At 64.0% G+C, this 17,047-nt stretch carries 4 protein-coding genes; all 4 read right to left on the minus strand.

Annotation, left to right across the window (positions count from 1 at the left end):
* Positions 1-11 precede the first annotated feature (11 nt).
* Positions 12-12,584, minus strand: coding sequence for a filamentous hemagglutinin family protein (locus tag WH299_RS17715; RefSeq protein ID WP_339550910.1), 12,573 nt, complete (start codon positions 12,582-12,584; stop codon positions 12-14).
* Positions 12,585-12,768: 184 nt separating this feature from the next.
* The gene (locus WH299_RS17720) at positions 12,769-13,950 is read right to left on the minus strand and encodes a substrate-binding domain-containing protein (protein WP_339550911.1); all 1,182 of its coding nucleotides are present in this window, start codon (positions 13,948-13,950) and stop codon (positions 12,769-12,771) included.
* Positions 13,951-14,266: 316 nt separating this feature from the next.
* A complete protein-coding gene (gene gspF, locus WH299_RS17725; RefSeq protein WP_122726196.1) occupies positions 14,267-15,478 on the minus strand; it encodes a type II secretion system inner membrane protein GspF in 1,212 nt (403 codons plus the stop codon).
* Positions 15,478-16,896 (minus strand): type II secretion system ATPase GspE, encoded by a 1,419-nt coding sequence (gene gspE / locus WH299_RS17730; protein ID WP_028619769.1) that lies wholly within the window; start codon positions 16,894-16,896, stop codon positions 15,478-15,480. The genes gspF and gspE overlap by 1 nt, the downstream gene beginning before the upstream one ends.
* Positions 16,897-17,047: the final 151 nt, after the last annotated feature.

Consider the following 17,047-nt stretch of genomic DNA (forward strand, 5'->3'; position numbering starts at 1 on the left):
TTTCCAAAGTCTTACAGGCTGATCTGCTTGCGCTCCTCATCCGTCAGCCGCGCCCGCGCCTGTTCACTCAGCGGCCCCGCGCCCAGTACCTGCACAGGGCTGTCGGGGTTGTAGCCGGAGGTTTTCTGCGCTGGCGCAGGTTCCTGTGGCAACGGCTCGCTGCCCAGGCTCAACACCTCAACCGTCATGATCGACGGCCGGCCCTGCTTGGACGCCGCCTGCTGGCTGCGCGCCGCGTCTTCCGCGGCCTGGGACGCCGCCGCCCCGGCCGCGCTGGCCGATGTCATGGCGTTGGTGTTGACCGCGGCAGACACCGGCACCCCGGACGACTTGCCCTGGCTCTGGATGTTCGCTGCGTTCACCACGCGCAAGGCGGCGATGTTGACGTTGCCCGACACACGAATGCCCGCCTCGCCCGCATCGATGGTACCCAATGGCGCAATCAGGTCGATGTCCCCTGCCGGCACTTCCGGAATCGGGTTGAGCGTGGCGATCCCCGCACCGGTACTCGGCACCGACGGCGACAGGCCCACATTGCCCCAGTTGTCATAGACACGCTTGGGCGGCGTGTACACCACAGTGGTCTTGGAGCCGCGACCGGCGTTGATGTCACCCTCGCTGGTCCAGCCCATGATCGAACCACCGAAGGTGGTCATGATGCGGCTCTGGCCGAGCAGAATGCTGCCCATGGAATACAGCTGGATATCCCCCGCACCTTGAGTGATCACACCCGCCGTCGACGGTGGCGCCTCGCCCTCGATGCCGAAGGTCTGGCTGCCGCCTGGGGTGAGCATCTGGATCGAGCCACCGAAATTGGTGTGCACGCCCGAGCCGCCGAACAGTGTGATGTCGCCTTTGTAGGTAATCGGGTTGCCGGCCACGTCCTTGTCGGGGAACAGCGCCGCAATGGCGGCGCGGCCACGCAGGTAGCTGCCCTGGCGCACACTGCCGTCGGTGTTGTACTCGCGCCCTGCGGCCTTGAGTTCGGCAAAGTACAGGTTGCGGGCAAACACCCGTTGCTGCTCGGCGGGCAGCGCCGCGTAGTAGGTGCGTGCCTGCTCGGTATCGCCGACAAAACCGAAGCGTTCGGCGAGCCAGGTGACCAGCTCGTTTTCGTACGTCTTGGCGACCTTATTGCCCTGAATCGACTCGCCAGGCTGCGCCAGGTTGGCGGGGTTCAGGTACGCCTCGACGAAGCGCAGGTAATCCGGCCCATGGGGGCCGACGCCCGCCTGCATGACGATGCTTGCCCCAGGACGGTTGTCCCCGGCCAACAAGGGCCCGAGGCTGGTCACGCTGGACTCGCCCAACGCCCCGGAACCGGTCAGGAGGATATTGCGCCCCGCCGACAGCTCCAGCAGGCCGGGGCCGGCGACCTGGAAGTTGCTGTAGAGAATGTCGCGGCCGGCGGACACCACGGAGATGTCGTTGGGGTTGTTGTGGATGATCAAGTTGTCCTGGGTGCGAATGTCCGCAACAGCCGTCGATTCCTGACCGAAGCGCCGACCGCTGCTGACGATATCCCGCCCCGCCATCATCCATACCGGTCCATTGCCCTCATACCAGGTCTGGCCTTCATGCAAGCTGCCCGCCGCTGTACTGAAGACAAACGTGCGACCACTGCTGACGCCGACCAGATCGCCGTCTATTGCGTAAAAACGCGCAGGCTCAGCATTGCCATCGGGTGACAGCCCAGCCGTACCCGGCCCGAACACAAACAACGGCTGGCTGCCCGAGTTGCCGTTGGCCGACAGGTTGCTTGCCTTCACCGCGTTGCCGATGCGGCCCTGATACGCCGGATGCCAAGGGGTCGCCATGGTGCTTTGGACTGTCCCGGATTGGCTGACGGTCATGCCACCGGCGTAGATCGAATCCTGGGCCAGGAACTGCAACTGGCCATTCTCGCCGGGCGCCAACAGCAGTGGGTAAGTGTAGTTGTCGTCGCCATTGGCCTGCGTCTCTGCCGCCTTACCGTAATACAGACTGCCGCCGGCAGCCGTGGCCCTGACGATCGATGGATAGACCACCGCCAGGTCGGCCGTCGCGTCGGATCGGCTGAAGGGCGTGAGGTTGCCGCCCAAGGAAAACAGGTCGATCGACGTGCCCTGGGTCCACAGTGTGAACCAACTGGTACCGGTGCCCTGCTCCCCCCCCTGAACGAAGGGTGACAGATGGGAGAGCACGACCCGCCCAGGGTCTTCGACGTTCTGCACCACCAGGTCACCCAGGGTCTGCAGATTGAACGTCGCATCCCCCGGCACCAGGGTCATTCCACCGCGAGCCGCCCCACGGGTCGCGACCAGTGGATCGTAGGCACGGGTTTCGCCGGGGCTCTGGAACCTGGCGATACTGCCGTACATCATGTCGACACTGCCCACGGTGGCGCTGCGAAATTGCACGTCACCTCGCAAGTTGACCAGTACACCATCACGATGATCGGCGGTGCCGGCAACGCTGGCCGGGTTCAGTGCCCCCCCAATGCGCACGCGCAGATCGCCGCCACCGGTCAACTGCAGGCTGCCATCGCTGGCGACCCGGCCCGTACTGCCCACGGCCAGCACCAGGCCCTGGCTATGCGGGTTCGCCTCGACATGGCTCGTGCTGTAGCCCAGCGTGTTCAATACACCGGCATCGCCGCCGACGTTGACATCCACGTTGCCGCCGCCAAGGGCGCCGAAGCCGGTAAAGCCGAGCATCTTGTCCGCCGCCGTTGTTGCGGTGTAGCTGCCGAAATTGATCCACCAGGCCGTCGGTTGAGATTGCCCGCCCGTCGCCACGTCGCTGCTGCCCTGGCGCCACAGCCAATTGCCGACGGCAGCGGAGTCCACCCCGGCATCCTTGGGGTTGGGTCGCGCAGGGCTCAACGCGGTGAGGCTGGTGATATGACCGGTCAGGTCCCCTCCGACATTCAGCGTCAGGTTGCCCCCTGCCTCCGGGTACCACGCCCGATACAGGCTGGTGGGCGAGCCGTTGACGAACTTTTCAAAGAAGCTGCCTGTATCGCTCAGCACCGTTTTACTGGAGGGATCAGCGCCTGTCGGCGTCGCCTTGGGCAGGTTGTAAGGGTCGCCGGCAAAGGTACCGATCGAGGAGGTGCCGGCCGTGTAGACGCCGTACAACGAATCCATGCTCAGGTTGCCCGCACTCAACAATTCCAGGTCGCCGGTGCCAGTGCGGATGACGCTGAATCGCGTGCTGGAAGGTGTGGCGGCGTACTCCTTGTCCGCCTTCAGCAGGCAGAACTCAGGCGCACTGCCGCACACCTCAGCCACAGTCGGGTATTCAATGCTCTGGAAAAACGCATCGGTCATCTCGGTATTAACGACCACAGTGATGCCTTGACTTGCCAACTGATCAACAGCGTACTGGGTGAATACATACGTCACCTTGGGCTTGCAGTAATCCGGTGTTGCGGCACAGAAGTCCTCGATTGAACCCAACTCGAAGCGGTCGAGTACCGCCTGATCAATCGGGTCGCCTTCCTTGACGACCACACCGGCAAAGCCCATATCAATGACTGCCTGGGCGGTCCAGGTCTGCACACCTTTGGCCGGCATCTCTTTGGCAAACATGCCGTAGTGGTTATCCGCCAAGTGGATGTCACCACTGCGCGGGTGGGCTTGCAGGATACGGCTGTCAGCCGCCTCGGTATCGGCGCCCGCCACCAGGCGCAACGACCACGATTGAGTGCCTTCGGCCAGCATCGGCGAGATCGCCCACACCTGGCCGGCGCCGCCGGAAACCCCGACGCGCAGTTGCACCGACGTCGCCCCGTTGGGCAGCTTCACATCGGTGCCGGCGGGGATCAGCCCGCCCTTCGGCAGGGCTTTGGTGCCGCTTAGCAAGACGATGTTATTGCTCAGCGTTGCGCCGTGCACGGTGGGCAGCGGCACGCCTTTGGGCCAGATCATGGCTTGCAGGCGGGTGCCCTCGGTCAACAGCGTGCCGGCGCCCAGTTGCGTGCCCGCCACCAGGGTTTGCGCCTGGCTGAGCAAGGTGCCGGCGGCGAACAGCAGGTTGCCGCCAGCATCGCGCACGTCAGCCGACAACACGCTGCCGGCGGGCAGCACCAGGTCTTGGGCCAATGTCGCGGCTACCGGCAAGCGCGTGCCGGCCGCCACGGTCAAACCTTTGATCGGCAGGTCGTAGTTAAGCGTGGCGCCCGCCGGGAAGGCAGTGCCGTCCGCCAGGGTCACGCCATTGCCCGGCACCACGATATTCCCGCCACTGAAATCGACACCCGGCAACAGCACCCAGCCTTTGTCATCCTCGGACACCGGCGGCTTGGCGAAACCGTCGTTGATGCTGCCGTAGATGTTCAGGTCGCCGCCGGCGCGCAGGGTCAGGCTGCCGGACTCGCCGCTGCCATACACCGCGTTGTTCTTCTGGCTGTTGGGGTTGAGGCTGGCGTAGCGATAGCCGGACAGGTCCAGATCGCCTTGCACCACTAGGTCGCCGTCCGGGGTCTTGCTGACGATTTCCACGCCTGGGCGCAGGTGGAAGGCATCGGCATACGTGGCGTTGTTCAACCCGGCGAGTTTGTTTTGCAACAGATCGTTATTGAGCCGCGCGGCATTGATAAAAGCCTCGCTCAAGGCGTGCTTGCCATCCAGGTAACCCTGGGTGATCTCCTGATACGGCCTGCCGCTGGCGGTCGGGTCGGTTTTCTCCGGGGCATCGTCGTAAGTGGCCATGCCGTTGAGGGTAATCGAGCGCGCGCCGTGGATAGTCAGGCGCCCGCTGGCGTCGATATTGATGTCATTGCTACTGCCGTCCGGGTTGAACAACCGTGGTGCGTTCAGCTCCAGGGTGCCGCGATTGCGCCCATCATTGCCGGTCGCGCCGTCGGTGCCGTGGCGCAGGTCGATGCGCACGCCATCGGCCAGGGTCAGTTGGCCGGTGCCGGAACCCAATACCACCATGGCGCGGTTCGGCGCGTCGATGATCTTGCCGTAGCTGTCCACGCGCAGCTTGCTGCCATGGGCGTCGAGTACCGCCGTGCTGTCCAGGGTCAGGCCATTTTTGCCGGCCAGGTTGATGCTGCCGACCCGCTCGCCGCTGGCGTCCACCAGGCCATTGACGCGCAGGCTGCCATTGTCCACCGACACGCTGATGGTGCCGGCCTTGAGCCCGTTGCCGATGGTCAGGTCACCCTGCTTGAGCTGGAAGCTGCGGGCGCCGAACACTTCGCCCTGGTTGAGGCGCTGGTTGAGGTCGGCGAACTGTTGGTCGAGGGCGCCGCTGCTGCCCAGGCGTTGCGCCTGGATTTCCACGGTGCCGGCCTGGTATGGCATTGAAGTGCCGCCGGCCAGGTAGTGGCCGCTGCTGCTGCCGAGGATTTTGCCTTGCAGGTCGACGATGCCCCCGGCCGCATCCGTTGCCACAGCGCGCAGTTTGCCGGCCTGGTTGTTCTTCGCGGACAGGTCGATGGTCGACCCCGCCGCCTGCAGGATATTGCCGCTGCGGCTGTCCAACAGCACATCGCCGCCCCAACCGTATTGGGTCACGTCGTTGAAGGGAATGGCGCGACCGGCCACGTCGATCAACGCGTCATCGGTCAACACCACATCGCCACCCGCGCTGAGGCTGACTTTGCCGCTGGGCAACACCACCGCACTGGCCAGCCGAATGCTGTCGCCGTGCAGGGAAAGTTCGGCACCTTGGCCACTGGCCGCGCCACGCGGGCCGGCGGACGCGCCGATGTCGATCGCACCGCCCGCCTTGATCACGTTCACAGAGCCGGCTTCACCGGTCATCAACGGCGTGCGGATAGTCAGGTTGCCGCCGCTGTACTGAAAGCCGCTGACCGGGTCATAGGCGCCCTGGCTCTGGTACACCGACAGGCTGCCCTTATGGTTGGCCGTGATGCGCTCGCTGGCGTTCAGATTGACGTTGGCAAAGCCCAGGGCCAGGCGGTCGAAGCTTTTCACGTTGCTCGGCTGGCCAAAGGCGCCATAACCGAACTCGATCCGCTCGGCGTTGACATCCAGGCGCCCACTGCCGCTGCCAGCGCCACCCGCCACCACCGCGCCCGGCGCCGTGATCGCGCCCAGCCAGATCAGGTTGGCGGTGTGGATCGTCGCCACGTCGTTGGCACCACCGGCACCGTACAGGGCCGGGGTGGACAGCATCAGGTTGCTCAGCAGCGATTTGCCGGTGAGCGGGTCATAGGTGTCGAGTACCGCATTACCGTAGAAGTTGAAGCCGTCGCGGGCCGAGAGCTGCAGGGTTTCCAGGGCCGGGGCGCCGAACTGCGTATCGCCACGCAGCAATCGATCAAGCAGCGCCTGGCTGAGCGTCAGCCCGGCCGGCAAGCGATTCGCCGCCGCCGCTGCGGCCAGGGCGTCGGCGCTGCCCAGGTTGATGGTGCTCACGCCCAGGTTCAGGTGACGGGTGCCGTAACGCACCTGGTCGCCAAGTTGAAAGGTGCTGTCGGTCAGGGCCACGATGCTGCCGTTGGAGTACAGCCCGGTCTGGCCACTGCACGCACCACTGCTGCAGGCACCGATGTTGATCCCCTGGCTGATCACACTGCCCACCTTGGGTGCACTGATCACGTTGAGCAGGCCATTGGACACCGCCAGCATGTTGGCCACCTGGTAGATATAGCCGTCGCGGGCATCGTAGCTGGCATTACCGCGCCCCAGTGTATTGATCGAAGCACCCTGCTCCACGACGATCGAGCCGGTATCACTCACCAGGAACACTTCCGGCGCGGCAAGGGTTGCGCCATTGCGCAAGGTCACGTTGCTTTGCGCGCGATTGACCCCGCCCGCCAGGTAAATGAAGTTCCCGGACTGGCCGTACTCCACAGCCGTCATCCCACCGACCATCAGCCGCGAAGCCCCCAATGCATTCAGGCTATCGGCGTTGAAGGTGATGCCGGCGAACCCGGCTGTCGCCGCTTGTCCTGCGCCAACCACTTCGATCCCTTGCTGACTGCGGTCGATGACTGCCACCGTGCCGCCATACCCACCCGATGCCGCGCCAAAGCGCCCGATACCCTGGAACGAGAAGGCCTCGGCGCCGTCGCCCGGACGCAGGGCCAGTTTCAAGGTTTTCGCGTCGGCCTCCAGCATCGGCCGTGGCACGCCCAACCTGGCCGCATCGGCCCTGGCGAATTGGGCGTAACTGGTTTCGTTGTATTGGGAATAGCGCCGCAGGGTATCGGCCGAGGTCAGGATCAATTGGCTGGCTACGCTGTTGCTGATCCCGGTATGGGCAATCGACAGGTGCCCGGCAGTGGCCCACGAACCGTTGCCCATCAAGGTGGTCGCGGTGCCGCTGCCCAGCCCGGCCAGGCCGTTGATTTCGACGCGGAAGGCGCCTGGCATCAACGCGTAGGTCGACGGCATCAGCGTGTACGTGCCCGCCGGCAACCCCGGCACACCGGCGCCGATGGTGATCTGCTGACCAACCAATGGCGTCACGGCCCCGCCCTCCGCCGCGACCGGCGCGGCACCCGGCTGTATCCCCGGCACAATGGCATAGATCGGGTTGGTGGAGAGTCCCGGCAGCACGAACCCGCCATTGGCGCCAAACTGCACCAACGGGCTGTAGCGCGCATCCGTGGAACCACCGCGCCCGGAAACAAAGCCGGCGCCCAACAGATCGCCTCCGCCGGACAAGTCCAGGGTGGCGTCCGGCAACACGCTGATCGACTTGCCACCCAGCACGACGCCGACATTCAGGTCAACTTCACGGGAGGGCAGCCCTCCCTGACCGATAAATTTTACCGTTTTACCGTTGTACTTGTAGACCTGGCCATCCAGCGTTCCGCCATAAGGCAGCATCAACCCCTTGCCACTCACCGAGGTCAGGCTGCCGGGCAGCAATTGCACCACGCTGCTGCCCATGCTGCCGATATCGATCAACCCCAAGGGGGCGCGCACCACGCCCCCTTGGCGCACGGTGGCCGCGCCCAGTTGCAGGCGGCCGAACGCCGAATACGGGATAGGCGCATCGGCACTGCCCACGCGGCCGATGGTCAGCGTACGCAAGCGGTCAAAGTCCAAGTCAAGGGAGGTGGTGGTCGACTGCCCAAGATAGCCGGCGATGACGCGCGCACTGACTTCACTGGCCGGGTACAGCTGCGCGGCGCGCAAGGTCATATCGCCCTGCGTCAGCAACTGCGTGCTGACACCGGTAATGATGTCGTTCTCGGCCGCACCCGCGAGAAAACGCAGGTCGCCCTGGCTGGTCAGGTTGACCTGATCGAACCCGCGACGCTCAAGGCTGGCCTGGCTGTTATCTGCCCGGAACAGACTGCTACGGTTACCGAAGATGACATTGCCACGCACGTCGATCAGGCTGCCGGATGCATTGAATTGCGCCTCGGTTGCCCGCTGGGACGGGGCCGGCAGCACCGGTATCGGTCGCACATAGAGGTCCTTGCCCGTCTCTTCAGGCGCGAGGAACCCCGCCAGCAGCAAATACGGTGCCGACAGATTGATGCGCGAGTTGCCCGCTGCGGTTTCGCTGAGGCCGTAACCACGGCTGTACAGGCGCAGGCTCTGGCCCATGTTCAAGGTCACGTCGCCATCAACGCTCAACAGGCCGTTGCTCATCAGCGCCAGGTTATCGAAACCACCCGCGCTGATTTGATCCACACCCAACCGAGCATGCCCGTACTCCAGACTGGCGGCGGCATCTTCTGCGGTGCCGGCCAGCGCCGTCGGCTGATACACCTGACCCAACACCAGTTCACGCACCTTGAGGACGCGGTCAGTGACGGACGCCTTCTGGTAATACGGGGTGTCCAACGCCACATTGAGACTGCCGCCCGCCGCACCAGCGCCACCGGCCCTGGCGACAAAACTGCCGTCCAGGTACAGGCCATTATTCGACGCCAGCGTGATGCTGCCGCCATTGCTGGCCGCTTGCACGGCGCCCTGCCCCGGCACATTTATCAGGGCTTGGGTGCCGGACGCCTCCAGGCGTGCGCCGTTACGCACCACCACGAACAAGTCACTGGCCTTGGCCAGGCCGGTGTTGAGGTCGAACGTGCCGCCAATGTTGATGCTGCCGCCGTCACGCACCAGGCCATAGGTGCGCCCACGGTTGTCCACCGCCGTCGCCGCCCGAGCCGAGACGTCGATCACCGCCTGCTCGCCGACCCAGATCGAGCGGCCATGGCCGATGGCATTCACGGCTTCTGAAGCGCCCGTCGTCAAGCCGCCCAGGCTGACACTGCCGCCCCAGGCGTTGAGCGTGCCGTCCATCGTCAATTGGCCGACGCTGCGCAGGTTGATCGCCTGGCCGGGGTCCACATTGATGACCGCGCCTTGGCCGACTGTGAGCGCCGTGGTCGCCAGTTGCGCGGCGGTGGAATTGACATGGCCGGCGGTAAGGCTCAAGCCGGCGCCACGGCGTTGGGTCAACACACCTTTGGTGGCGTCTTCCTGATACAGCGGCGGCGTCCAGCGTTCCAGTGCGGTGGCTGGATCGCTACCGGTTGGCATACCTGAAGCTTGAGTACCTAATCGGTAAACCGGCAGGCTGACATCGACCTGAGTACCGTCCGTGACGATCAGCCCTTCATTACCGGTGATGTCGTAGGCCGAGAAGCCCTTGTTGAAGAAATCACCGGCCAGTTTCAGGGTGTCGCTGCCCACTGCATTGGTGCTTTCGCCGATCTGCACCTTATGCGCCTGCAACGCCAGGGTGCCGCCGCCGTTGACGCCGTAGCCGCGAATATCACCCGCCAGGGCCAGCTCACCGAGGGCGCCCAGGGTCACATTGCCGCCCTTGCCGCCAGTGAGTTTGCCATCCACGCCGAGGGTGGCACCGGAAGACGCATCCACCACACTGCCGGCGGCCAGGTTCACGTTGCTGGAACTGCGCAACGACACCTTGCCACCGTTCACATAGGCCACACCCGTACTGGCAGCGGGGTCCAGCGCCAGGTTGTTCCAGCGGCCACTGGCGTCCAGCTTGACGCCAGCAGCGACGTTCACACTCGAACCACCGGCCAGGATTGTATCCGCCACCGCACCGGCCTTGAGCGGATCGACCTGGCTGAGAATGTTGCCGGCGTTGATACTGCCGCCGTGGGCCGTGAGGTTGGCATTGATCTGCACACCCGGCCCGAACAAGGTGATATCGCCACCGTCCGCCACACTGAGCGCGCCATTGACGGTCACCTGCTGCTTGGCAGCGACCTTGACCGCGCCCAGCTGATAGCCATTGAGCTGATCGCTGTCGAGCAGGATCTTGCCCTGGCGATCGAGCGGCAGCACAGTGTTGAGGTCCAGGCCGTCGGCGATTTTCTGGGTATTGCTGTCGATCAGCACCTGGTCGGAGGTACCACTGAGGGCATAACGCAGCGTGCCGGTGGTTTTGTTGTAGATCGGAATGTATTGGCCAATGATCAGTTGCGCACGCTGGGCCCTGGCTTTCTGGGATTGCTGGTAGCCGTCGAGATTGATGTTGGGTGCCTGGGTCTGGCGGTCACCCTGGAACACATCACTGATCACCTGGCCTTCCAACACTGCGCTGGCGGTGCCGACGACCAGCTTGCCGGCATCGCGGCCCACGGTGTAACCGGCTTCGTAACGGCGCTGGGGAGCGATCAGCGGGTTGTAGTAATACTCGGTCTGGCCCCAGCGCGCGCTGTTGTCTTCATAGCCCTTGTAGAAACCGGAGTAGAGAATGTCCCCCGGCGCTTTCGACAGCTCATACAAACGGCCATTCGGGCCCTTGAGCCAGGTCTGCTGGATGTAACCGGCCTGCACATCCACGGTGCCGCCCGACAGGTTGATCTGCGCGCCCTGTTGGGTCACCACCTCCTTGCCGGTAAAGGTCACGGTGCCGCCCTGGGCCATCCACTCGCCCACCGAGTGGCCCTGGGTGCCGAGGTAACCGCCCACTTCCAGCAAGCCCCCGGCGGTGTACCAACGATCGGTGGCGTAGCCGTTGGTGCCGGCCGGTACAAACACCAGCTCGCGCAGGTCGACCCACACGTCATTGTTGATCAGTTGCCCGCCGTCGCGGTTGACCGGCGCATCGCGCTGCTCGTTGCCCTGCACGTTGATCTTGATGTTGTTGGCTTCCATCGCCACCTTGACGCCGATGGCACCCGACACATCGATCATCGCGCCATCCCGCACCAGGCTGCGCTGGCCGGCGCTGACCGCTACCTGGCCGCCGGTAGCCAACGTGGTCGAGCCCTTTTGGAAGTCCACGGTGCCGCCGCTGACAATCTCGATGCGCGACTGGTCGGTGCGGTCAACCACGGTACTGAGGTTGTTGAACTGCCCGGTGATCAGGTTGGCAGGCGTGCCGTCGAGCTTGATCAGGCCGTTGTCTTTCTGGCTGTTAAGAGCCGTGCTGCCGCTGGCGTCGAGCAGGATCGCGGTGGTGCTGCCCTCGCCCAGGGTCACGCTGCCGCTGGTGTCGCTGGCGGCGTTGAGCAAGTGAATCGTGCCGCGTGTATCCACCGAGGTGCTGGCCAGGGCCACGCCGTTTTGTTGCACCTGGTGGCCTGTCAGGGTGATGTCGCCAGTGGAGGCCATGATCAGGCCGCTGTTGGTGACTTTGCCGGCAGTGCTGCCGGCCTTGAGGCTGGTCGCCACTTCATTGCCACGGGTGGTGGAACGTTCGTTGCCCGCCGTACCGACGCCCTTGCGAATGTAAAAGCTGTCGCCGGCCGCCAGGGTGGTCTGGCCCTTGGCAGTGATGATGGTCCCGGCGTTTTCCACCTCGCTGCCCAGCAACAAGGCATAGCCGCCTGAGTCCGTGGAAGTGGCGGCAGTGTGTGTCTGGATCAGCGCGCCTCGCTGTACTTCAACCTTGCCCGCCGCGTCGGTGAACGTGGGTTGGGTGCCATTGGTGTCGACATACAGGCCGCGCTGGGTGAACTGGTCATCCGTTATAGTCGCGGCCGCCGCCACCAGGTTACGCACATTGACCTGGCTGGTGCCGCTGAAGACCACACCGTTACGGTTCATGATCATCACCGTGCCGGCGCCGTTGATCTGGCCCTGGATTTCGCTGGGGCGCGCATTGGGGTCATTGACGCGGTTGAGCACGGCCCAGTTGGACTGCTGCTGGAAGTCGACGGTGGTATTGCGCCCGACGTTGAAGGTTTCCCAGTTGAGGATCGCCTTGTCGGCGGTCTGCTCGATGGTCACCGTGGTCTTGCCGCCGGATTGGCTCTGGGTGGGCCCCTTGGCGTTGGTCCAGCCCTGGGTCAGGCTGTTATCGACCTGCAGGCCGCCCTTGCCCAAGCCATCGGGGATGTTCGAGACCTGGCCGAACGCCGCCTGACGCCCCGCCGCTTGCGCCGCCTGCTGGGCCGCAATCGCCGCAACACTGGTGTTCAACGTGCTGATGGAACGCGCCAACTGCTGCTTGACCTGCGCCTGCTGGTTCAGCGAAGGAATCCCCGGGACCTGGCCGGCACCCGTGCGCGCTGCCGTGCTCGCCTGGGACGCGCCCTTGTCGGCAAACCAGCCGGAACTGAACGCCGTGGCCGCCTGGGCATTACCGGCCACCATCAACAAGGCAATGGCCTGGGCCAAAGGCTTGAGGCGCAGGACTGTCACTGGGGCTTTGAGGTTAACCGGTGATTTGCAGCGAACCATCTGGAATCTTCCTTCTTTGTTATCGCGCTGGGGCCAAGACAGGCTCACGTATGAGGGTTAGGCGGTTGGCGAGGCGCGGGACTGAACTTCTGTCACGCAAAGTTCATGCAGGGCTGTTAACGCAAAAAAATCAGCAACGGCACAGGCCGTTGCTGATCGGTGTTGCGGGTCGTTGAAGCGTGGGTTACAGCGGACGACCGATGGCGTTGCAGACGCTGGTGTTGCCGATGCCTTGAGCGTTGGAAGCGGTGGCGAAGGTGTCACGCACGGCTTTTTTCCAGTTGGCTGGCAGCGGTACGAAGCGGTTGTTGCTGATGGCGGTGTCGTTGTTACCGAAAGCACCGTAGTGACGGGCGAAGAAGCCGCGCACTTGGGTGGTCTGGGTAGCGTCGGCGTAGCACTGGCTGAAGATCAGGTTAGTGAAGCCCAGGATCGGGTAGCCGCTGGATGGGTAAGCGAAGGTGGCTGGACCGCTTGCAGTGGCGGCAAATACCGGCACCCAGTTGTCCGGGTTGGTCGCGTCGATGAACGAGCCATCCGCACGGGCTTCGGTTGGCGCTGGAACCAGGCCGATCGCAGTCGATACGTTGGCAGGTGCTGGGGAAACACCGCCAACCTTGGCCACTTTGGTGGCGTCATCCAGACCGGCCAGGGTGGTCGCAGCGTAATCCGGGCTCATGTAGGTGATGCGGCCTTCAACGGCGTTCAGTGCATCCATCACGCCCTGGCTGCCAGTGGCGGCCACAGCCGTCGATGGCAGACCACCGCCGTAGCTCGAGGAGAAGGTGGTAGTTACTGCGAAAGGCTTGGCTTCGGTGCATTTGGCATTCAGGAAGCGCGTGAACAGCTCAGTGGTGCCGCTGGACTCGCTGCGGTACACCAGGGCGATCGGGCCAGTGCGGCCGGAGTTGGTGATCTGGTTCCAGGTGGTCAAACGACCGGAGAACACGCCGCACAGTTGGTCAACGCTCAGGTCAACCGCGTTGGTACCGGCCTTGTTGAACGGAATGGCAACCGAAGTAGCTACCGAAGGCACTTGGATCAGTTTGCCCCAGGCCGGTTGCTTGGCAGAAGCATAGGTCGACAGCTCAGTAGCGGACAGCTTCGAGTCGCTGCCAGCCCAGTGCACGTTCTTGTTAGTCACGCCAGCCACGAACTTGGTGTAATCGTTGGTCAGGAATGCAGCCTTGCCGTTGCCGCTGCCCACGCCGATGTACGGAGCGAAGCCAGTGGTGAGTACGCCAGCGGTTTGATACAGCGGCTGTGGCAGGGTTGCGCCGCCGCCGTTGATGTCAGCCATTGCAGCCTGGGCCGAGCACAGTGCGGCGAGGGTCACGGATACCGCGAGAACGTTGCGCTTAAACATGAAGAATCTCCTTTCGTCGTGTTTGTACGTTTGGGGTAGAGGGCTCTTGTATGACGCCATGGCTTCTGTCCCAAGCCCTTTTGCGGGGGTGGCCAGGGGTTAAAACCATGGGAGAGAAAGTCGCAGTTTCCGATGACGGTTATGGGAAAAAACCTCGGGAGGAACACCTTGATTTCTAAAAAGATTCTCGGGTGTTTTGGTCACGGTTTTGAGCGATTTCGGCGCAGGTGACAGCGAGGTTTCAGCAGCCATGGCTGGAGGCCGCGCAGGGTGTGAAAATATGACGCAACAAGGAACCCGAGGTCGGTCGGGTGAGCTAGGTGACCAGTTGATTTATTTCAATGATCGGCAACAGCACCGCCATGACAATCACCAGCACCACCGCGCCCATCACCACGATCATCAGCGGCTCCAGCAACGCGGTCATGCCCATTGCGCGGCGTTCGATATCGCGCGACAGGGTCTGCGCCGCACGCTCTAGCATCGGTGGCAGCGAGCCGGTTTTTTCGCCACTGGCGATCAGGTGGATCAACACCGGCGGGAACACCTTCTCCACCGCCAACGCCGGGGCCAAGTTGACGCCCTCGCGCACCTTGGCGGTGGCGTCGTTGACGCACTGGCTCAGGCGATCATTGGACAGGGTCTGCCGCGCCGCTTCCAGGGCGCGCAACAGCGGCACCCCGGCACCGCCGAGAATCGCCAGGGTCGAGGCAAACCGCGCGGTGTTCAGGCCCAGCACAAAACGCCCGATCAGCGGCAGGCGCAACACCCGGCTATGCCAACTCAAACGCGCCACCGGGTTGCGCAAATACAGGCGCCAGCTCCAGAAACCGCCGACAATCCCGGCAAAACACAGCCAGCCCCAGGCGCGGATAAAGTCACTGGCGTTGAGCATCGCCAACGTCAGCCCCGGCAGATCCTGGCGCGCCTGGGAAAACGCACTGACCACCTGCGGCACCACGTAGCTCAGCAGGAAAATCACAATACCAATGGACACCAGCCCCACCACGCCAGGATAGATAAACGCAGTAAGGATCTTGCCACGCAGGTTGTTGCGTTCCTCGATGTAGTCGGCCAGGCGCTCCATCACCTGGGCCAGGTCGCCGGACTCCTCCCCCGCCGCGATCAACGCGCGATAAATCGACGGAAAATCCCGTGGCCGCGCCGCCAACGCATCCGCCAGGCGCATGCCGCCGCGTACGTCGGCGCGCACAGCGGCCAGGGTCTGGGCAATGTGTTTTTTCTCGGCCTGCTCCACCGTGGCACTCAAGGCCGCTTCCAACGGCAGACTGGCGCCCAACAGGCTCGCCAGTTGCCGCGTGGCCCAGGCCAGGTCGTTGTCCGACAGCTTGGCGGTGAACAGGCTGCTGCCCGCCGCTGTCTGCTGATTGCCTTCGATCTGCACCAGCAGTGCAGTCAAGCCCCGGCTGCGCAGGCTGGCAAATGCCGCGCTCTGGCTATCGGCCTCCACATGCCCGGCCTGGACTTTGCCGCTGGCATCGGCGGCTTCATAGCGATAGCGATTCATCAGGCGTCCCGTGTCACGCGCAGGATTTCTTCAGGCGCGGTGGCGCCGCTGCGCACCCAGCGCTCGCCGTCTTCACGCATGCTGAACATCCCGGCACGTCGCGCGGCCAGGCGCAGGTCCTGCTCGTTGGCGCCCTGATGGATCAAACTGCGCACATCGTCATCGACGCAAAACAACTCATGGATACCCGTACGACCGCTGTAGCCGATCTGATTACACTGCGCACACCCGACCGGGCGCCACGTGCCAGGCGCAGCCGGGTCCTCCTGCTTGCAGTGCGGGCACAGGCGGCGCACCAGACGCTGGGCCAACACGCCGAGTAATGACGAGGCCAGCAGGAAGGGTTCGACGCCCATATCGATCAGGCGGTTGACCGCCGACACTGCATCGTTGGTGTGCAAGGTTGCCAGCACCAAGTGACCGGTGAGCGAGGCCTGCACGGCGATTTGTGCGGTCTCCAGGTCACGGATTTCACCGATCATGATGATGTCCGGGTCCTGGCGCAGGATCGCCCGCAGGGCCAGGCCGAAGGTCATGTCGATCTTGGCGTTGACCTGGATCTGGCTGATGCCCGGCAGGTCGTATTCCACCGGGTCTTCCACGGTGAGGATATTGCTGGTACTCGCATCCAACCGCGCCAGCGCGGCATACAGGCTGGTGGTCTTGCCGCTGCCGGTGGGGCCGGTGACCAGTACGATGCCGTGGGGTTGGCGGATCAGCGTATCCAGGCGTGCCAGCAACTGCGGCTCCATGCCCAGGGTCTCCAACTGCAAGCGCCCGGCTTGTTTGTCCAGCAGGCGCATGACGACTCTTTCGCCATGCCCGGTGGGCACCGTGGACACGCGAATGTCGATGGGTCGCCCGGCTACGCGCAGGGCGATACGGCCGTCCTGGGGCAGGCGTTTTTCGGCGATATCGAGTTGGGCCATGATTTTGATCCGCGAGACCAGCGCGCCATGCAATGCCTTGCGGGGTGAGACCACGTCACGCAGGGTGCCGTCGACACGGTAGCGCACGACGGAGTGGGTTTCGTAGGGTTCGATGTGGATGTCGCTGGCTTCGTCGCGGGCGGCTTGGGTCAGCAAGGCGTTGATCATGCGGATTACCGGGGCGCCGTCCTGGGTGTCGAGCAGGTCGGTGACTTCGGGCATGTCTTGCATGAGGCGGTCGAGGTCGACCTCGTTTTCGGCGGCGCCCACTACAGCGGCGGCGCTGCCGGTGTCGGCGTAGGCGCTGGTGAGCAGGCCGTCGAGTTCGTCGTCGCGGACCTGTTCGAGGTGGGTTTGGCCAAATTGGCGGTGGACTTCGCTGATGGACCAGCCGGGGGTTGAGGGGCACACGGTTAGTAGCATGCCCTCGGCGCTGGGGCGCAGGAGGATGCGTTGGGATTTGGCCCAGGCGTACGGTAATAGGCTCATTGGGTTTGCCCTTTGGAGGGGTGTACATATCCGTTGCTGCGGTAACGGCGGCTTATGGTTCCGCTCTTACAGCGGCTCACTTTTGAAGAGCGCAAAAGTAAGCAAAACGCTCTTGCCCCAACACTCGGCACCTCGCCTAGGCTCGGTGTGC

The organism is Pseudomonas sp. MYb541 (genome assembly GCF_037479595.1).
GTDB classification, from domain to species: domain Bacteria; phylum Pseudomonadota; class Gammaproteobacteria; order Pseudomonadales; family Pseudomonadaceae; genus Aquipseudomonas; species Aquipseudomonas canadensis.

Coding starts and splice junctions, on each gene's coding strand:
- WH299_RS17715 (WP_339550910.1), bottom strand. CDS start 12,584: ATGGTTCGCTGCAAATCACCGGTTAACCTCAAAGCCCCAGTGACAGTC.
- WH299_RS17720 (WP_339550911.1), bottom strand. CDS start 13,950: ATGTTTAAGCGCAACGTTCTCGCGGTATCCGTGACCCTCGCCGCACTG.
- gspF (WP_122726196.1), bottom strand. CDS start 15,478: ATGAATCGCTATCGCTATGAAGCCGCCGATGCCAGCGGCAAAGTCCAG.
- gspE (WP_028619769.1), bottom strand. CDS start 16,896: ATGAGCCTATTACCGTACGCCTGGGCCAAATCCCAACGCATCCTCCTG.